We start from the raw sequence: 21,734 nt of genomic DNA on the forward strand, positions 1-21,734 counted from the left end.
ATGACGGGAAACTATCACGTCCGGTTTTGCATGGGAGTTCGGGGTAGCGATACCCCGTTCGACCCTAACAAATGGGAGCGAAAATGTGCTTATTGCGGTCTTGAAAATGTGCCGTTACAAGTTGAGCATATTCACCCCAAAGCTAACGGTGGTAGCAACAGAATTTCTAACCTTTGTTTAGCCTGCTCCAAGTGTAACCAAAAGAAAGGCACTCAATCAATTGAGAAGTTTCTAGCTAAAAAACCGGAGGTATTAAAGCGCATTCTTGCTCAAGCAAAACGTCCCCTCAAGGATGCAGCAGCAGTCAATTCAACCCGATGGGCACTGTTCAACAAACTCAAAGAAACTGGCTTACCTATTTCGACTGGTTCTGGTGGATTGACAAAGTTTAATCGAACCCGATTAAACTTACCTAAAACGCATTGGATTGATGCGGCTTGCGTGGGGAAAATTGACTCACTCAAGCTATTAACAAACAAACCATTGTTAATCAAAGCTACGGGGCATGGAACACGACAAATGTGCCGGACTGATAAGTTTGGATTCCCCGATCGATATGTTCCTAGATTCAAGTCTGTCAAAGGGTTTAAAACTGGGGATATCGTCAAAGCGATTGTCGTCAACGGGAAAAAGGTTGGCAGATATATGGGAAGAGTTGCAGTCAGAACAACTGGCTCCTTCAATATTTCCGCCACTAAATTAGTTCAAGGTATTAGTTTCAAATGCTGTCAAATCGTGCAGAGGAAAGATGGTTACAATTACGGATTTTAAATTGAACTTCCCTTAGAAATATTTTGGGGGAGCGATCGCCCGGTGACTGTTGAGAGCTACCTAGTCGTAATAGACAAAAAATAGACGATTGCTTCCCCACTATACCGTTTGGTTAGTGGGGACAGCACAACTTACCTTTCAACAAATTACTATTAGTATCTTTCAAAATAAATATTAAGAATGTAACTTAGACTTCAATACCGAATGTCTGCCCCAATATCTCTGCTAGTTCTATCAATTTTACGACTAAAACTATTACTTTAAAACCCCTCTACTCCCATGAATAATTCCCCACACTTCGCCCCAAATCCTATTGTGGAATACGAGCTGATTACAAACTTTTCCAGACTAAATGATGTTCTCTCGCCTTTAATAAAAGCTCGTGTTATAGCCATAGACACAGAAACCACCGGGCTAGATCCACTTACGGAACGCATCCGACTCATCCAAATAGCTGTTCCCCAACGCCCAGTAATAATTGTCGATCTAGCTGCTTTTGCCGATCGCGAATTATCGCCTTTAAAAGCACTTCTAAACAGCAGTGCGCTCAAAATATTTCAAAATGGTAAGTTCGACTGGCAGGTACTAGAAATAGCTGGACTTAGACCGTCTGGCCCATTTTTTGATGTCATGCTAGCGAGCCAGGTGTTGCGATCGGGACTCAAGAAAAACCACGATCTACAATCCCTCGCTCTTGAATTTTTAGGAATCAAACTTGACAAGAGCCTACAGTCGAGCAATTTCGGAGGTAAGCTATCAGCTTCTCAGTTAGAATACGCCGCTTTAGATGCTTCTATCCTGCTGAAACTTAGAGCGCGACTCATCTCAAAACTTCGGAGTGCTGGGTTACTAGAAACCGCCCAAATTGAATTTGAAGCGATGCCTGCTGTAGCCCAAATGGAACTAAATGGAATCTTACTGGATGCAGAACAATGGCATTTGGTGGGGGAGGAACTGAAAGCTCAAAAGCAGACTACGCTGGTTGAATTAGTGAAAGCCGGTCTCAAACCAGCCCCTAATCCCCAACTTTCGCTATTTCCCGAGATGGTAGAAACTATAAATCCCCGCTCGTCTGTACAAGTTTTAAGTGCTCTTCAGGCTCTCAACATTCCAATCAAGTCAACAACCAAGAGCGAACTTATTCCTCTAGCTGGTCAATACCCGATTATCCAGTTGCTACTTAATTATCGGAAATTAGCATCTTTGTGTTCAAATTTTGCTGAGGCATTGCCCAAACACATTCACCCGATAACGGGGAGGATTCACCCCAGCTATCGGCAATGCGGTGCGCGTTCTGGACGCTTTAGTTGCAATAAGCCAAACTTGCAAAACGTTCCCAGAAATTGTACGGCAAAGGGGATGCGTGCGTGCTTCATTGCCGCTCCCGGATATCAAATTATTAAAGCAGATTACAGCCAAATCGAGCTAAGGATTGTCGCTGAAATATCTGGCGATCGCCGAATGTTAGATGCCTACGCTAAAGGTGAAGATTTGCATACTTTAACGGCTTCTTTGATTACGGGAAAGCCGTTAGAGGAGGTAACGGCAGAGGATAGACGGATAGCTAAATCAGTTAATTTCGGATTAATTTACGGCATGGGTGCTGCCAAACTCCAAGCTTATGCTGAAGAAAAGTACGATGTTTTTTTAACCTTGGAGGAAGCTAAAGAGTTCAGAAGACGATTCTTTCAAGCTTATGCTGGAATCAAAAGATGGCATGACAGCATCAGGAGAAGGGTGTACGTCAAAGATATCAAGCAAATTCGTACAATTGGCGGACGTAGAAGACGGTGGGCAAAGAAACCCCGGCTTTCTGAGTTGCTTAATCACCCGGTTCAAGGAACTTCGGCTGATATGTTGAAAGTGGCGATCGCTCGTTTGTTTAAGCTCTTACCCAAGACTGGCGCAAAGTTAATCAGTGTGGTACATGACGAGATTCTGTTAGAGTGTCCGCAAACAAATCTAAAAAGAACCAGTCGCATTCTAAAAAAAGTGATGGTAGAAGCTGGAGAGCTATATTTGCAGCAAGTTCCGGTTGAAGTAGAGGTAAAAATTGAGTCTTCTTGGGCTTGAATAATGAAGTTATCCATTCCAGAATGTCCGGTAAATCATGTAGATAAGCAGACGTTGCGCTTGCTTTGGAATTACCATCCGATAGCAGTAGGACTGAAATAAGCAACTAGAGCATCAATACGTATTAAGCTGTATATTTCAAAAGAATCAAAATATCATCCAGCTTGTCTTTATCGATGCTGTTAGTTTCAGCATCGATTATCCATTTCTTGATGGGATTTCCTGACAGGGAAACTATTCCAGCTTTCATATTTTCAGCAAAGTCGTTCCAGCTACTGACATTAGCATTGTTGACTTTCAGCGTCAGACCAGTCGTTGCTATGCCGTCCTTGTCTTTGGGTTTCAGGTATACCGTCACTGGAGAGAGTAGCGTTAGATCCCGATCGGCTAGGAAATAGGGGAAGTGCTGCTTACTCAATTCAAATTCAGTGGTCTGAGTTGTTCCTGATGGATGCAGTAATTGATAAAAAGCATTGGGGAACTCGTGTTTGAGACTTAGCAAGCGATAGAGTCCATTGGAAGCAGCGTAGTCAGTCAGAGCATCAGCGATCTGATTTTCGACAGTAGTTCGGAATGCTCCATCATCCTTCGCTATATAACTAATGTGAATGATGACATCAGAAATTGTGTCATAACTGAATGGACGGAGTTTTGATGGCAATTCAAGCCCCCAAGTGCTAATTGCTCCAGCACCTTCAAAGGGGAGATAGCGCTCATCTCGGAAATTGAGTTCAAACAAACCACCATCATTCTGAGCGTTGCTAGTGGCGATAGAGGTCAATTTCTGGCTTGGTACATCAATCAGGTCAGCGGGGTCAGCGGTTGCCGCTTTCCTGACCTTGCTTTCTTTGAGCGTGAGCTTGGCGCTGATATTGGTGTAGAGACCTGTTACACAGGGAATCGTAATCCGCACCGATTTGATCAGGCGTTTGAATTGACCTGGGTAGAACAGATCGAACATGATTTCAGGAATTGTGAATTCACAATTTCCACTTTGCTTAAGCCCAACCAGCGCCGATGGGTTTAATAAGGTTAGCGAGAACGATTGCGTCACTTCATAATCGCGTTTGTGTTGTTCAAGGTAGGCTTTTTCCATGCGTTGCAGTTGCAAGAGCAATCGTTCTCCAGCTAGTAGTCCAGCCCGATCAAAATGCCAGTTATCGCCTGCAATAAAAATGGTGTCATCATCTCGCTCAAACTGATAGGTGCGCTCTGCCATTTTTGCCATGTCATAGGCGACGTTGTAAGCTTCGCGATACAGGCGATTGAGGGTAGTGGAAAGGTAGTTGTAGAGTCCCAGACTGGTGAACTTATTTTTGTAGAACTCATGCAGTTCATCTGCTTGTTCCATATTTTTCTCATGGATTTCTAAGTCTTTCTCGGCAATGAGTTGCCGTACATCGGCTGCTAGTCGTTGCTGTTCAACCTGTTTGTATTCCTCCTGAACAAGCAGGAGTTGCTGCTTCCATTCCTGTTCGCGCCGTTGGAATGTGGCTTCTAAACCTGCTGAGGCAGATACGGCATCAGCGATCGCTGCCATACTTGAAGTCCATTGTGCAAATTCTACACCACTATCTCCTAGTTCTTTACCTCCATACTTCATAGCAAAAGGACTGCCAACTTGAGGAAAGAGATAAGTGATACCAGCTTGTAAATGAACTATACTTTCAGCGAGTTTTAGAATAGTGCCAGTATGTCTTGAAATCTGTTGTGTAACTTCCCAACCTGTTAATCCTGCATCAATTAATCCCTGATAGTAATCAATCCGGTTCTGAACATTAGCCTTGGCTTCAACGAGCGCCTGATACTGATACTGTGCTTCCCTCACCTGCTGCTTCTTGATGTCCTTCGTCATTCGCAGGATGTTGCGTTCGTGTACCGATCGCAGTAGCGTTAGTTCTTCCACATCTTTCTTTTCTAACGCACTCAACAGCGCCGAGCCAAAGGATTGAACTGTTTGAGTATACGGTTTGGCTTTTTCAATCAGGTAGCTGAAGCGGTAGGGTGGCAGGGGTGCATTCAACATACCCAGGATATCTTCTAAGCTCAGTCCAGCAGCCCTTGCCCGGACAAGCGCCATTGGGTCAATGGGTGGTTGGAACAAAGCTAACTGCCGACGCACGCCACTGATGTTCATACAGTTGCGAATTTTGAACAGACGATCTTCTACTCGATCCCAATACTTCAGCAAGTCGTAGTTGGGTGGTACACAGAAAACGGGTGTGGTTTGGATATGGAAGTGAAATCCGGGATACTTGATGATGGGCGGAGCAACTTCCCAATCCTTTATCGCTCCCACATAACGTATTTTATCTTGAACTGCGGTGGCATAGGAGGCAACTCGATACTGAGGCTTGAGTTCAACCATGCTGATGCGATCGCTCAGAGCAGTTGTTGCTGGGTTAACTGTTTCTCTTGTGACTGCTTCTACATTGGTAGGGAATGATCGGGAGGTTGTTGTTGAAACTAATCCGGCATTCACTGCGATCGCCGTTTTCATCTTAGACGTGACTGCCGCGATCGAGTTACTCCAACTCCAGTTCTCCAGGGTAATCAGAAACTCGGAGCCTTTACTAATCCCTGGACCAATATTCTCGTATGTTAGTTTTTCGTCGCTAGCCGTTTCGCATTGACCCAGTTTGGCAGGGCGTTTACCTAGGATATCGAATGCCAGCACGTAGAGCATCGTAGCTTCGTTTATCGATTCCATTGAGTCTTGAGCAAAAAGGTAATCGCCCCAATCGAGTAGATTGTCAATATATTTCATCACGATCGCCTTTTGGTAAGCACTCAACCGCAAACGGGCAATCGCATGGGGATTGAAGGGATCTTGCTTGTATTGCTCGATCGCGGCTTGATCCGTCAAAGTATCCTTCATCTTCTGAAGCGTCACATCCCTGAATTCGATGTAGCGCCAGTTACGATCGGCTGGCTTTGCAGGATTGGATGGCTCACTGGCAGTCGGGTCAAAGATCCGTTCATACCACCATTTGGCTTCCTTAAATTTTTGATTGGCGTTAAAGTGATTGGCAATCAGGAATGGAATATGGAAAAACAATTCGCGGTAGTATTCACCATAAGCTCCTTTAAAATCGACATGGTTAGGGTTATCAAATGGTGCTAGTAGTTCAAATGGATTGGTGAAACTGATACCTACAGGATGTTCTTTGCGTTTTTGAGTTTCCAGTGAGAGAAATGCTTTCAGTCCTTTAGTAAATAGGATTTCTCCTAATTCATCTACAAGTGATGTGCTAGTTCTGAAAGAGACACGTTTGAAAGAGAAAAAAAGTAGCTGGAAGTTAGCATATTGTACTGTATAATTTTGGTCGCTAATCTTCACAATGTAGTCACCTGGCTTACCTTGTATCAGTGCGATTTCTGGCTGAAACTCCTCAATGCTAAATTGATTCGTCAAGAATTTCAGTCCACTAGGGTCATTGGTAACTGAGTGAAATTCAGCTTCAGAAACTGTAGAGGAATTAAACCAATACAATGCTAAAGCTGCGTTAGAATTCTTAAACAACTTAACGTGAGCGCCTGAAAATGCGTTGCTGCTGCGTTGACCAGGCTTGTCAAGACGATTGAAAAATAAGTTCAGTCTTGCTGAACGTTCACTTCGTTTTTCCTTATTATCGTGAAGTTGCTTTCTGTCTTCCAGATAGTGAACATAGATTATATTTGCTGCGACATGAGCGTAAATTTTCTTGAAAGCTCTGCTATTCTCACAATAAGTATTAAATTCTTCAAGTGAAACTTTATTGAAAGCGCTCGCTTCATACATCCAGTCTGTGAAGTCTAACTTTTGTGGAGAGTGCCAGCGATGATTCTCATCTAAGAATGAGTAGTTCAATACAACAGAGTAATTGAAACTCACAACTTTGTTGTTGCCATTTTCAATTTTTGACTTTTCCTGTGTTTTGATTTCTACCCAAAATAAGTACAACTTACCAAGATGAATGACTGCTGCAACTCGCTCAGAATTAATCGCCAACTCAATTTTTTCCCAGACTGTCCAAACTTTGTTGTCAATCCACTTGCGGTAGTAGAACTGCGGCGGGTCTTGTTGAGTGCGACCGAAGAAGTAATAGGTTTTAGTTTTGGTTTTAGTTTTAGTATTCTCGTGTTCATAGTAATAACTACCAGCAATTTTGAGATGGGCAAGTTCAGTAAACTGGGAGACATATTTCTTGTAAGCGGCTTCCGCAGATTCTTTAGTAATTTTTTGTTGCAGGAGTTCGTCTTCCAGTTCCTGGAAGATGGGAGTTTTGTTGTCCCGTAGGTCGGGTTCAATGTAGTTTTCGGGATAAAGGAATACTTTGCGGTTGGCTTCCCAGACCCGGTAGTTCTTTCGCCAGTCCCATTCGTCTGCTGGAATCAATGCTGGATTTACTTGAATATCCACAATGTTTGGATTTAGCTTGAGATCAGATTGCTCCAGATTGATCAGGCAGCGATGCACATACAACTGCAAGCTAGAAATGGCACAGACCAGGCGAGATGTACGGAAACAACCACTCATCTCCACGTCAAGCAGGAAGAAGGCGTAGATGTCATGCAAATCCTTAAATTTTAAATCTTTTTGGCGGGCAATAATGTAATCGCAGAGCGCATCTCGTTTTTTGACGTTGATTCTGTCTTGATAAGGTTCCAGTTTTTCCTTGCGAACTTTTTCATCATCATATTTCGAGCTAAAGGCTCCTAGTGCCACATCTCTTGCAGCAATGAGCTTGGTGTAATCTGTGTCGTCTGCTAGTTTTTGCAGCGAAAACCCGTTGATGCCAAGAGTTTGACAAAGGTTGAGGCATTCCCAGAGGTATTGCAGGGCTGCGATCGCAACAGTGGGTAAACTGAGCGAGTTCGTTAGCGATGCAATCAGGCTTTTGTCCTGTTTCCACAAATCCGCCAGTTTAGCAGTATCCTCAATCGAAAAGGCACTGGCAGCCAGATAGTTATCTAACACGTCTTGAACCAGTGGTTCTGCTTCATCGCTCAAAGCGATCGGGTCTTTGTAAAACGTCAGCGCTTTGAGATCGTTGATTGTCAAATTCTTGGGATTGGTAATGCCCAAAACATCTGATTTTTGAGTCAAGTAAGCAATGGTTTCCGGTTTGAATTTGAGGTTGCCAAATAGCAGCAAAATGCGCTCTGCTTCCCTAACTAAGGTGAGCAATGCGTTCAAGTCAGTCGGATTGTTGGGTACGCCATTAGTAAACGTCGTGGTCAGTGCAGTCTGGATTCCGGTACTGTTGATGTCAGTGTTGACCCAACCCAAAACATTTGTCAACTGGTCAACAGTGAGGTTGAGAGTTCTAGCCAGACTGGCTTTTAGGGCTGTTATTTTATTCGGTTCTGAGGCTGCTTGAACTTCTTGCACCAATATTCCTACAGCACTGAGATCCAGCTTGAATTTGATCGTTGTACTTTCTTCGCCTTTAAGAATAAGGCAAAGCTCAGAAACTTTGAAGGGAGAAGACTTGAGCCAATCTTTGAATTTTACGAGTTGATGAATTTGCTCTAACGTTGTGATAACTAAATTGGTTAGAGCCAAATTGAGACGAAGTGCCTGGATAAAATCTTCAATGCTGAATTTTAATGCTCTAGCAAGTCTGGCATGGCGATAGAGCAAGGAAATTCTACTGCGATCGAGCGTGCAATCACCATTGGCATCGAAGGGCATTTCGTTTTTGAGCAAATCGAATAGCAGCAGCAGTTCGGTTTCGGAAATACCTAAGCCACCGAGCAAAAGGGGTGTGTTGGGATCGATGGTCTTGTCGCTAGGATTGACTGTGTTGAGCGAGTAATGATGGAATGTGACCGTGGGATTTATTTCATGGGTATTGGGGTCTTTTTCTCCAAAAATTTTCTTCAGATCAAACAAACGCTCGTACAGGCGGCGATCGCCCTGTTTGGCGGGAGGGATGGGAAACGCCTTGGAAACTGGTAGTTGATTAACCATCGGGCAGAGTTCTTCAACTGTCAGCTTCAGTTTTTCTTGCAGATCGACCAGTTGAGCCAGGGAGAAGATAGCAGCATCATTCAAATCTGAAGTAATCAAATTTGCATCTTTTAACGAGGTCAACACCAAATCGAGTTCTGGAATACTCCAGGTAGTTTTTTTCCAGATGCGAATGAAGCGGTGGATGAAATCAAGACGGCTTTCAGTTAAATTTCTCATCACTTCCTGACAACTTTGTAAGTCATCAGGATTCGACTTGTTACCCACCCAAACGGCTTTCAATTCAGGGTTAAATGTGAGCGATCGCAACTCATCCAATTGCTCTCGGCTAATGCCTGCCAGTCGGATAAAGTCCTGCACATCAAAGTCATTGAACGACGCTGGATTACCAAAGCGGAACTTTACTCCAACTAGATCGGGAGTGGTAATAACCGCAAACTCTTCCTGGGAAAGGTTAAGTCGAGCACGCCAGATTTTGGCATCCGTCTGTTTTAAGGTGTGGTATATCTCAGACAGAGTAATTCCGAAGTGTCCCAGATAAATTCGCAGTTGTTCCAGAGGCAGATTGAAAGGTAGCCCAAAGGAAATGTTTTCAGAACTGTGGCTAAGTCTTTCAAAAATGTCGCCGGAGACGACCGTATTTAGATAGGTTTCTAAGACTTCGTTGACAATGGTTAGATAAGGAATCAGCGTGTGAGTATTTTCGCAGGTGAGATTGAGTTTCCACAGATCGCTGCGGCGGTTCTTGAGATACAAGGGATGATTGGTTCGATTTGTACTGATAAAAACAGGCTTGGAAATATGCTGCTCGATGAAGGACATCAAATCGACAAAGTATGCCGCCGGACTCAAGATAGACTTACACTCTTCACAATCGCAGTAATTCTGGCATCCAAATAGTTCGGCAAATCCATCAATTTCTCGTAAATCATTGACCAATCCGGGATCGATGTTACCAACAAAAATATCTTTGAACCGTCCCCAAACTGCATCACGGATGGTTTCAAAGTTGTGAGATACTGCTAGAGTAGATTCTTGGGCTTTAGCGTAGCTTAACCGAGTTTTGCCTAGTTCTAACCCACTGGTTTTGATAAATTCTGCTTCAGGTTTACTGGCGATCGCGATCGCAGAATCATATCCCTGACTCAACAGCACTTGACTATCAGAAACCGTTTCTGCCAAATTGAGCGATCGCTGATATGCCATTAATTGTTTCTTAACCAAAGGTCGATCGGTTGTCGAAATGTTACTCCAATTGAGAGTGCTATCTTGAGTGTCAAAGAAATTAACCAATCGCAGGTCTAAGTTCGGATTGTTTTTGTAGAACCTATCGAGAGATTGTAGACGGGCATTGACAATCTCTTTCTTCTGAACCAAATCAACAGTTTTGTCATTGATTATGTCAGCAATACCCAAATGCTGATACCTGTTGGCAAAGGTAGTCAAATTTTGCAGCTCGGCTTGCAATTTTTCACGGTTTTCGGCTCCAACTCCTCGCCAATCTATGGAGGCAGGGTTTGTTCCATCAATAAGTTTCTCATTATTTCTCAGGAGTGTGTTAACTGAGTCCAATAGATTGAATTGAGTAGTCAGTTGGGAGTTGAGCAGACGGCCAAATAGAACTTGTGATGGGTAGGTTTTCTCAATGTTAAACAGAATTGTTTCGGCATAAGTAGCAGTCGTTTCTCTGGGGGGTAAAGCAATATTTTCGTTTGTAATCAGTTGCTGCCAGTCGGCTAAGTCCCAATGAATAAAATTAGCAGTGGATTGCATATCTCTGTTTTTTAGTGTGCTGACAAACGGCAGGTTATCACCCGTGAGTTTACCCAGATCTGCCGTGACTTGCAGCGTGTTTTTCTGTTGGTCGTTGAGAATCCCGTCTTTGACCAAATCTGCCAGAACTGTATCATCAAGATCGTCCAGGGATATGTTCTTAACAACCAAGTTTTTGGCAACTTCTTCATTCAATCCTGCCAGTTTGGTATAGGCAAAGGTTTTGCCTCGACGAACCTCAGCATCAAATAGGGGATTTTCTTTTAAAGGCACATCCAGATATAGCAAATCACTAACCTTTCCTGATGGGTTCTGAGCAAGGCGACTTTCAATTTGGATTGCTTCTTCTGCTAGGACTTTATTTTTCTTGATTTCTGGCAAAACAGTTTCTTTCAAGACAGTTGCCAGTTCAGCATCCTTGACTTGCTGGTAATTAATCCGGGTAACGGCAGTTTGTAAGGCGTTGGTCATTGCCTCACTGACACTGCTTGCCAGGTTGAGGATTTCACGACGGAGACGCTCGTTTAACTTGGCAGTAATGAAGTCATATTCTTCCTCGTTTAGGTGGCTTAAATCAGTCAAGTTGCTAAACAGTACCTCTGGTTTAACTAAAAACTCAGGTTGTTGGATTTGCAAAGATTGCAGGCGTTGCAGAATCTGTTCCAATCGATCCTTCAATTCAGCAGGAATGATATTGTCGTGCAACGCAGTTTCCAATACGCGGCGCTGAATTTCCTGACTTTGGGTTAATAAGGCAGAGAGCTCGGTGGGTAAGTTTTGCCGGAAAAAGCCATAGAAAACGGCAGGATGTAGATCGGTTTGATTTCCGAATTTAGCGGCAATCACCAGAAAGTTAATTAACTCTGGGTTAATGCCAGTTTCTCCAGACAAAAAGCTAATATCCCGGAATTTACCTTCTTGGGGGTTCTCTTCTGTGTCTTCTCGCAGGTCTGCCAGTTGCTGAGCGCCTAAAAGCGATCGCAATTCTTCCATTAATTTTTCATATTCAGAGAGTCCTTTGTATTCTCCGCCACCAACCATGAGGTCTACAACTTCAACAGCTTGAGCGTTAAAAATAATAGGTGAAGTAACTATAACTGTGCCTTGAGAATTGAATGCCCGCACAATTAAATCTGCGCTTTTCTTTTCGGCGCGGCAGAATTGGGCAGCGGTGTAGTGAATTTCGTAGTATCCTTGGCGATCGCTGACTTTTTCTCCTAACAACTGTTCGCTCCGCAAATCTTTATCAAATGCTCGAATAGTTACACCGACAAGTAAGTTACCATCTTCGCTCCGAACTTGCCCTTTAACAATAAATGGTTTAGGCTGCTCGCCATCTGGTTTTGGTTCTTCAGGGGTCGGAAAATCGATCGCGATCGTCATTTTAGTTTCTCCCACTTCTACATTCCATAAAACTGAATTCTCGGTACTGCCCAGAAGTTCGCCATTCTGGTTAAATATTTTGAAAAAGAGGTCTGGTTGTCTGTCTAGAAAACATTCGCGAAAATGAACTTCGGTAAACTCAATTTGAAAGTTACCCTGTTCGTCAGTGACAACATTACCAACCAAATCATTGAAGATTAAATCTTTATCCCAAGCTTCAATTCGCAAGCTAGGAATACCAATGTGGAATTGGCGGTTAATTACGCGACCGGAAATGTGGAATTTTTTCTGAGACATGACTTAGTTTTCCTAAATTATTAAGTTTGGTTTTACTAGATTTTTTAAAACGATTTTTTGAAAGACTACTCACCCCCCGATTATCAAACACTATGCCCTGACCTAGTTATCAAGAGTTTCTTCTGAATTATCTTCAGGAAAAACAACATCTTCATACAGCAGAGAAATCGGGCAGCGGAAATCAACGCTAGTCAACTCAACTTCTAGTTCCGTGTCGTTGGTCGTTGATTCAAGGGAATAAGCCGTGAGTTCCCATTTGCCTTTCTCATTGATGCGGTAACATTCCACATTCAGGCGATCGGCTTCAATCAGAACGTATTCTTTTAAAGTTTCAATTTGACGGTAATGTTTGAATTTTTTGCCGCGATCGAATGCTTCTGTACCAGGAGATAGCACTTCGACAATTAAACAAGGATGATAAATAACTTTACGGGCAGTGCGATCGCGCGAATCGCAACTCACCATCACATCAGGATAGTGAAATGGTCCGTTTTCCGAAACTCCCACTTTGGCATCTGCCATGAAGACTTTACAGCCTTTACCCCGCAAGTGATTTTTTAGTCCAGAGGCTAGGTTCAATGCAATAGAGTTATGGGGCAGAATTCCCCCAGTCATAGCAAAGACTTCCCCATTCATGTATTCATACTTAATGGGTTGTTTTTCTTCCCATTCCAAATACTCTTGGGGAGTCATGAATTGAAATTTAGCTTGAGCGATCATGTGAAATATCTCCTATTAACTGAGAAATTAAGTTGATGCTTTTTTAGAGAAATGAGCGATCGCACTTTTAAACTATTCATTTTCCCTTTCATCAGGATTAGGGAGTAATGGTTCAAGCAATGCGAGGAGTTCTGGGATATCACTTTGAATCACATCCCATAGGGTGTCGAGGTTAACTCGATCGTAATGATGGGTGAGAATATCTCTCATTCCAGCAATATCTCGCCAGGGAACTTCAGGATGCTGGTTCCGAAATTCGGCTGAGAGTCGCTTAACAGCTTCTCCCATGACAATGACTTGATAAAAGATAGCAGATTGCTTTTCTTCATCGATCGCCAATGCAGATTTATCGAGTCCCTCAGCAAATCGCAAAACTCGTCGTACAGCATTGGCGATATCTAGTAATGAAGCCTTATCCCTGCTCATAAATCACCTGTGCTGTGTCAAGAATTTCGTGGCGGCGAATCCAATTTTCACTGGTTTCGATCGACTGTTTAATCGCAATATCCACGGGTCGCCCAAAGCGTGTTTCCAGTTCGTGTTTGATTTTGGCAAGGGTTAACAATCCCTGGCGGGCATTGGGTGCAAATTTTACGAGAATGTCAATGTCGCTATCGACTTGAAAGTCTTCGCGCAACACTGAGCCAAATAGTGCCATTTCTACAATTTGCCATTGCTGACAAAATGTAGAAATTTCGATTAGGGAGAGTCCTAATCGTTGTTGGATTTTGGGATTGCGATCGGCTAGTATTTTGGGCATTACTCTTATTTGGTTATTTTTCGGTAATTTGGTGTGTAACGCATTTATCAAGCAACTCCATACCCTGTATATGGACGCTTGTAAGGTGGATGCAACCCAAGTATAATGTCTTCTTTAGCAACGCTCATTTCCAGCAATTATTGGCCGATATCGATGTCAGTTGCATTGTGCTGAAGCCAGATTGTTTCATCTTTGATATTGAAGTGCATAACGGTGTAATAAATTCGCTCCAATCCTTTCCAGTGGGTTTGAGTAAACTCAATCTGAAAGTATCCTTGAGCATCGGTAATTACGCTACCAACCCGATCGTCGAAGATGAGGTTTTTGTCCCATGCTTCAGTCTGTAAATCGGCGACTCCTTTGTTGGTATTGCAGTCAATAATGCGTCCGTTGATTGGCAATGTTTGCTGTGTCATAACTTAAAAACCTCTTGAAATATAATTGGTGCTTTTGTAGAGATCATGTTGGATTTTGTGTCCTCAACCCAACCAACAAGATCGGGCGATCGCACTGCTAAATCTGGGAGGGCTATGGATACTTATAATTTGGTCTATCAAATAAATGAACGTTATTCGATCCCAAGATATATCTTGCTTTTACTAATACATCTTCACCAGTGTCTTTTGTAAAATAGGCTTGTGCCTGAACTCCATTTGCATCAGCCGCAGCCTTTAAATCGTTCAAGCGAGCAGATAACGTCCCTAAATCTGCACCTTTTGCAGGACCTCCTACAGCTATCAATTCGCCATTTGAACCAATCACATCGACCCGTACTGCCCCACCTTGACCATTTGGACGCTTGAAGCGAATAACTAGATCATCATCTGGACGTTGTGGATCACGAGCTAACCGCCCACCTGTAATCCGTACTACTTCTGCTTCATTTTGAAATCCTCGCATTGCGGCTAGTGCACCCGGCTTCGGGGGCACTAAGCCACCATACGGGGGTAAAGTCGGCTTATTCGCACCCCCCTGTGGATCATAAGTGGATGGTTTGCCGTAAGCAGCACCCCCACGAGCTGGTACAATTCCTCTTGACGTTGATCCTGGCGTCGCCGAAGCACCTGCTGCCAAGGCTGCATAGGCTCTACTAAGAAATTCTTGACGGTTGACCTGGGATTGTATTTGCTCAGCTTCCTCGGCTGTCGCGTAAACCTCAGTGAGTTCGTATTGGAGCGGATCATCGACAGGAGTTCTGATATATCGGCGACGACGATCATAAGGCTCATTTGATGGGCCAATTGATGGGCCATCGTAAGCGTATGGTTTAGGTTGATTTTGATCCCTAAGCTTCACATATTCTGACCAAAGCTTTTCATAGGAAGTTTTATTAGGGTCATAGCATATACCACCTAGCTTCATGATAACCAGTGCTAGATTTTCACGAGCGTGAGAATTTCCAGGCATCAAGTACGTTGTCTCAATCGCGCTAATCGCATCATTACCAGTCGGATCTACAAAGTTTGTAGGATTATTACGCACATATGTGTAAATATTCAGTCCATCCACTATTTCAGCAGGGTCACAACTTGTCCACCTACCCAACCACGGTGCATAATATCGCGCCCCATGATAATAAAGCCCCGTCTCCTCATCTCGCTCCTTCCCTGTATAGCGATACCGCTTTGCTGATGTTTTGATACTCTTATCCACTGCCTGATAAGCGGTACTCCCGTAGGGATAATACTCCTCATAGGAAATGACATTAGCTTTATCATCCAATTCCAGACAAGCCGAACCAAGATGATTACCAAACTGAAACCGAATCAGTTGCGCGGGAGATTCATCATCAGGATTAGTAATAGTCTTAGTCTCCACCAAAGCAATGCGCTGCTTATCATCCATCACGTGCAGTGTCTCGCGCTCTAACTTAATATCATTCCCATTGCTATTAAATTCCCGATAAATCTCAAACCCACCCAGATAAATCCGCTCATTCTTGCGGGGACCATTGTGCCGTTCCGTAACTTTACGAATGCGCTCGCCACTAGCATCATAAACATAGAAAGTCATCTCCGGCACTTTCTCAGGTGGTGGCGTATCATTCACAGCCTGTCGCGAAGTTACACTCAACTCATCTTTGTAATTCCACTGCATCAGCATCAAATGAGGCATACTCATCATATTGCCGTGAGCATCGTAGGCGTAAGGTTCAGTTTTTGCCCCCACATTCGTGCTACTCAAACGATTACTCTTTTTGGATGGTTCAATTAAACTCCCTTCGTTATAAGCATAAGCACGAGTCCAATTCCCATTCGCAGACTGATGAATTAATTTATCAAAATTACCAACAGCATCATAGAGATATTGTTCGGTATAATTCCGCATCGCCTGTCCCTCATTAGGAGGCGGCAAACTCACGCGAAACTCGTCATTACAACTGGTTTCTGGCTGCCCAATTTGTCCGATATGTTCCCGTCCCGTTGCCTCAATCAGTCGATAGATTGCATCGTAAATATAATCGCATTGCGGCAATACAACCTGTCCCTTGAAAAAGATAGTTTGCTGGGCATCATCCCGAATCCGGGTAATATTGCCAACAGGGTCATAGGTATAAAACAAGTCTTGGAATACCGCACCACCCCGCGTGGTTTTAAGATGAGTTAAACGGAAGGTTTTTTCGTCATAGGTATACTCAGTTTTTGCCCCATTTCCATATTCAATATTCGTGCGCTGTCCCTTGGCGTTGTAGTCGATATTCGTGACAGTATGAAAATTAGCTGATTGCGGAATGAGTAATGCTATTGGCTCAGCCGTTTCTTCCAGCCAAACATCCATCCGTTCCAATAAATTCGCCTCATTGTAACCAGGACGGATGATATTGAGTTTCGTATTCTGCTTGCTACTATGGGGTGCAACTAACTGAATTGGTCGATTTAACGCATCATAACGGGTACTGCTGCTAAAGATTTCAGTTTCTAAAACGGGATTGCCCGACCAATTAGGAATTTTTGTGTAATCCTTCACCAATTGGCGCTTGCTTTTTTCCAGATTTCCCTTAAAGTCGAATTCTACATTTGTGGCCACACCTGCACTATCAAAATGCTGATAAATCCTGCCGCGATGGTTTTTGACATCGCCTTGTCCTTCACCATAAACCGTCTTTTCTGTCAGGATTTCCGGCTCATTACCAGCCTTGACAAATAATTGAGTTGGACGCAATAACGTATCATAATTAGTACGCAGAATGTGGTTACGGCTATCCCACATCCGAATGGGCTTGCCTGCCACATTGTTGAGTATCCAGCGATCGCCCGCTTCCATACTAGACTGGTGAATACGATCGCCCAGCATATCGTAGTCATATTTCATCACCAGGCGATCGAGAGCATCCGTTACTGCACGCTGATTTCCTTCAATATCCAACTCAACATGAGTGCGATATTTCTGCTCATTGCCATTAGCATCTTTTCCATTGTCAGCAATGGTTAAAAATGTGCGTCCTAGCGTGTCTAAATAGGCAATAGTAGGGGTATCAGCGTGTTTTGATGCTTTTTGGGCTGCGCCTTTCTCCTCAATCCCTGATGCCCCACCAATCCGCTGTTGATACCAAGTAGGCAAATAATCCCCATCCGGCAGTTTAGTAAAAAATGCACCCACATCCGAATCGGTTTTGGGGTCAAAAGTCACCGTATCGTTGACATCATAAGTTTTTTGCTGCCAGGGATCGAAAACGACTTTCTCGTAGGTATGATTCGGATGCAACGTAGCGACAACACGCTCAACAGGGTCATAAAAGAGCGTACTACTGACCCCATGTTTTTCAATACCGAATTTGTGAGTAGGACTGAAAAACGGCTCGTATTGCCTGACAAGTTTGCCCTTATTGTTGTAGATTGTCGCTCCCGTACCCACCCAACGCGGATTCAGAATAGGTGAATTCTGCACATTTGGATCGAGGGGGCCGGGTTCTGCTTGCACCTTAGTCTGCGCCTCGCGTCCAAAGCCATCGGAATAGGCAAAACTTAGTTGGACTTTGGATTGCTGTCCTGCATTTAAGTCATTAATATGGGTTTCGCGAACAATAGATGCTGCACAGACAGGCGTGCGATTCAAGTCATAAATAATCCGCGTCGTTGCCGTTCCCAGGTGTTGTGCTGCCAATGAATGCGGGCCGTTAGTATCAAAGAAAGCTTTAATTTCATCATCGGTCAGGTCAGCTTTAAAATTCGCAAATGTGTCTCCTTTGTTCTCACCTTTCTTGCCCATGATGGCTGTAGCAACTACCATTCCCAGTGCATCAAACTTCACCTCGGAACGGTTGCCATTTGGGTCAGTCACCTGTTCCGGTTGCATTGTGCGGTAATTGTTCTGAATTTGCACCGTATTACTTAGCGGATCGATTGTCCGAGTGACGAGTAAGTGATAGGTATCGTAAATACTGGTATAAAGATTACCAAACGGGTCTTTGATTTGAACGGGTAAATAGAACTGAGTTGCGTCAAATGCCTGCCGACCGGATGGAATCCACCAGCCACCATCTTGCTGTACGTATTTCCCCTCGTTACTTAGTAGCGCATTTAGCTCGCTAGAGGTTAGCTTACTGCTGTAAACCTGAGCCAGTAGTCCGGTTGTAAATGCCAATTTAAAGCTCTCGCAGGGCAATGCCAGAGAGTCAATTTCTCCTAGTGATAACGGAGTTGGATCGGTAGTATTGGCTTCGCTATCTTTGCGATAAAGCGTTCTCACTCGCTCAATTAACCGTTTTTGTAACGTGCCAGATGTGGGAACTGCTTCGTAAAGTATTGCGATCGCATTTAACAACTGACTACGGATGAAGTCTAGTGCAAATGGAATTGTCGAAGTTAAACCAGTAATTTCGTAGGTGCGAGTCTCAATTGGCACACCAACGCGATACCAGTCAAATTCGTTAGGTTTATTAGTAACTCGATTTTCGGTATACGTAATTAGTGTTTTTGCTTGTTCTGGATAGGCAGGCTTCCGGCGAGGATAGGCGATCGCCACTGACTTCAACCCATTGCCAAACTCATCCACTTCCAGCGTGATTGCATGGGTAATTCGAGGATCGTTGGGATTGCGTTCGTAATGATAATCGATCGTTTCGCGATCGTGGGCAAAGAACACCGCATGACGGTTGGTTTGCAGAGCTTGCTCCAGGCGAATTTCGTAATTGCGCTCGGAAACACTGTAGGGATGGGGCTGTTTATCTGAACGATCCAGGGCGTAAATTTCTTGCCGGAGAATCCGCCCTTTTAGCGATCGCGCTGCTTCCGGTTCTTCGTCCGCCGTCAACCCAGCAGGCAGAATCGTATCGGGCAACAGCGAAGCTGCAAATGTCTGGTCTGACTCATTGGGTTCTCGATAATACTCATGCTCAAACTGTTGAGAAATCTTTTCCCTACCGAAATAGGCTCCCGTGTGGAACCAGGTTTTAGTCAGCACCGGGGGAACAAAAGAAGCTGCATCCAAATTGGTACTGTCGGATGTAGTATCTCCAGACTGAATCGTGCCAATCTCTTCTGTATCCCACTGTTCCACCATGCCAAAGCCGCGAAACTCTCGCTCCACTCCATCAAAATAGCCATGATGGTAGGCATAGCGCGTCACAAAGCGATTGCGGCTAATGCGATCGTAAGTTTCCACCCGTTCCACCACATAGACGGGGAAAGGTAACTTCGTAATCCAAGGTTTACCTCCCAATTTATCTTGCAAATAAAACTTCGTAGAAGGCGCATACTGTACAACAGTTTCTGCACCCATATTGTTCGCGTTTTTAATTAACAAATGTGGCTTTTGCCCGCCCATCAAGTCGATATACCGCATCACGCTGGGCGCACTCCCCGGCAATGGTGAAGACCACACTAAACAAGCCGTTCCATTTCCTAACAAATCAACTGTTGTCACCGAAACCACATTATCGAGCGCCGGAAAACTGCTCAAAACTCGCTTTACTGACCAACTATTACCCGACTGATTGAAATAAACCTGTACCCCTTCCCCACTCAAATAGAGAATATCCGTGGTTCCAGAACCGTCAATATCTGCTAATAAAATCCGTCGCTGATTAAAGATATCCGGCGCATCAAACCAAGGCGAATTATCCATCGTTACCTTAGTGCCAAATCGCCCGTATCCCAGATTTGCCCAGTAACACACTTCACCATTCCGAATTCGCACAATATCTGTCAGACCGTCTCCCGACATATCTGCCAGATAAATCGACTGGGTAATGTCGGCAAACACAACGCGCGGCCCTTTTTCCTCATCCCAGGATTGATACACCCGTTCCGCCGCATCAAACCCATCCTCTGCCAGCGATGGATGCCAAACAAAACAATTATCTTCTGTAATTAGTATGTCACTATGTCCGTCGCCATTCAGGTCAATAAATTTCAAATTCTGGTTATCCCAATCCAGATTGGGTAAAGCTTTAAAAGCAACAAATGATTCCCAATCTTCGTTGTGAGTCCGTTCGTAAAAACCGGGATTAGGGCTGCGTAAAGTTACCAAATCGAGTTGACCATCTCCTGCTATGTCAAGAAACTGTGCGCCATTGTTTAAACCAGTTGCAGGTTTATTAGCAACTAACTCAACGGAGGCAAAACGTGCTTTAATCTGCTTATCACCAGCGATTTCAAGCGTATTAACCGGAACCGGGCTGAGATTGCGTTTATAAAACCATCCATTCCCCTGTTCGGTTAAAATTCCCGATAAGCCTTCGCCATCCAAATCTACCCACTGGTATCGCGTACCATCGAGTCCTTGAGGCAAATTTTCGAGACTTTCCCGATCGACTTCCCGCACCGTTTCATCAATATGGGCTTCGCTGTAAGTAAATTCCAAAGGAGGCAAGGATTTCTGAATATACCCACCTGACTGATTTCGTTTGTATCCTGTCTGTTTTACTGAAAGTAATAATGAGTAAAGAGGATTGCGAACATCGGTGAGGTTTTCTTCGTAGGAATAAGTAAAATCGGTCGATCGCACTAAACAATTATCTCCCACGTCTTCTTCTTCCGAGAAGTGATGAAACATCAGCACCCGCTGACACAGGCGATAAGTGCGAACTTCAAAACCCGATCGATAGGATGAAAACGGATCGTTACGAACAATCCAAACTCCTGAATCATTCGGTTTTGGATTGATTATATCGTGTTCTCCATAGTCAAACACCACCTCAAACATCCAGTCCGATCGCAGTGATAGATATTGATTGGGGTATCGAGGATTCTTATTGCCATATTTGATTCGTTTCAGGTAGCGTTCGACCGATCGACTCTCTGGAGTTCGATTCCGTTCGTGTACCTGTGCTGTAATTATTCCTGCTGAATCTTCCGATCTATATTCATAACGAATTGCATTACCTTTATCGTCATAACTTTCGCAGATTGACCAGCTAAAAATACGGTTTGAATCGCTGGGTTCGGCAATCCGACTTTCGGCGGTTTTGCCATAAAGTGTGGTAATATTGTCTTTGGAAAGCGATCGCCAATGAACTTCTCCTGAATCTAATTTTGTCCAGCGTTCAATTCGAGCAAACAAGCCCTCAATTCGGGGACTATAGCGTTGAATCTTGAACTGACCATCGGGTGAATTAAAGCTCTCCCGGCTGCCATCTGCTCTCAGCACAGGAACCAAATCTTCTGCACCAGAAAGAATAAAGATATCGGACTCTTCTAAATCTTGATAGCGGGGTAAACCCTTGTCCGTCTTGCGGGTAATTGAGGGCAGCGATAGATTCCAACCAAAACCAAATATCCCATTACCAGCACCCGAATCATAGGAAAGCAACAACTGCGGCCCAAATCCCGATCGACTGGGACTGGTAACAATGGGTACACTCATGGAACCCGTGCCAGTCACTGGGTTAGCTGCAAATTTCTCACCCATCCCTTTAATCGCTCCTCCTCCTTTGGGTAGGGATACGGTCGGAGGTGGTGAGACGTAACTTTTATCTGACTCTGTGGCTTGCTTGTCGCTTTTTTTGTTTGAGTTAGCGAACATAGGCTTACCCTATACCCCGTATCGGAGCTGCGTTTA

General features: G+C 44.0%; 7 protein-coding genes and 1 pseudogene. 2 read left to right on the plus strand and 6 right to left on the minus strand.

The genetic code is table 11. The features are described 5' to 3' along the window. Together iscB and QUA56_RS27040 are read left to right on the plus strand one after the other, a co-directional pair. A partial coding sequence (iscB, locus tag QUA56_RS27035) for an RNA-guided endonuclease IscB (protein ID WP_333364146.1) occupies positions 1-771 on the plus strand: 771 nt, incomplete at its 5' end. Between the two features lie 279 nt (positions 772-1,050). Next, a complete protein-coding gene (locus QUA56_RS27040; protein WP_333364149.1) occupies positions 1,051-2,844 on the plus strand; it encodes a bifunctional 3'-5' exonuclease/DNA polymerase in 1,794 nt (597 codons plus the stop codon). Between the two features lie 124 nt (positions 2,845-2,968). Here QUA56_RS27040 and QUA56_RS27045 read toward each other — a convergent pair whose 3' ends face one another. The 6 genes and pseudogenes from QUA56_RS27045 to QUA56_RS27070 all read right to left on the minus strand — a co-directional run bounded on the left by QUA56_RS27045 (position 2,969) and on the right by QUA56_RS27070 (position 21,698). Continuing rightward, complete coding sequence (locus QUA56_RS27045; protein WP_333364152.1) at positions 2,969-12,253, minus strand: Tc toxin subunit A-related protein; 9,285 nt, start codon at positions 12,251-12,253, stop codon at positions 2,969-2,971. 102 nt (positions 12,254-12,355) lie between these two features. Further along, positions 12,356-12,973 carry a Uma2 family endonuclease gene (locus tag QUA56_RS27050; RefSeq protein WP_333364155.1) on the minus strand — a complete coding sequence of 206 codons (618 nt, stop codon included), beginning with the start codon at positions 12,971-12,973 and terminating at the stop codon, positions 12,356-12,358. A 72-nt stretch (positions 12,974-13,045) separates the two neighbouring features. Beyond that, positions 13,046-13,399 (minus strand): DUF86 domain-containing protein, encoded by a 354-nt coding sequence (locus QUA56_RS27055; protein WP_333364157.1) that lies wholly within the window; start codon positions 13,397-13,399, stop codon positions 13,046-13,048. Then, on the minus strand, positions 13,386-13,733 hold the full coding sequence (locus QUA56_RS27060) for a nucleotidyltransferase domain-containing protein (protein WP_333364159.1): 348 nt from the start codon (positions 13,731-13,733) through the stop codon (positions 13,386-13,388). The genes QUA56_RS27055 and QUA56_RS27060 overlap by 14 nt, the downstream gene beginning before the upstream one ends. Positions 13,734-13,780: 47 nt before the next feature. Next, positions 13,781-14,149 (minus strand): annotated as a pseudogene (locus QUA56_RS27065) (element excision factor XisI family protein). 112 nt (positions 14,150-14,261) lie between these two features. Next, on the minus strand, positions 14,262-21,698 hold the full coding sequence (locus QUA56_RS27070) for a SpvB/TcaC N-terminal domain-containing protein (RefSeq protein WP_333364162.1): 7,437 nt from the start codon (positions 21,696-21,698) through the stop codon (positions 14,262-14,264). Positions 21,699-21,734 lie beyond the last annotated feature (36 nt).

Source organism: Microcoleus sp. N3A4, assembly GCF_036701805.1.
Lineage (GTDB): Bacteria > Cyanobacteriota > Cyanobacteriia > Cyanobacteriales > Microcoleaceae > Microcoleus.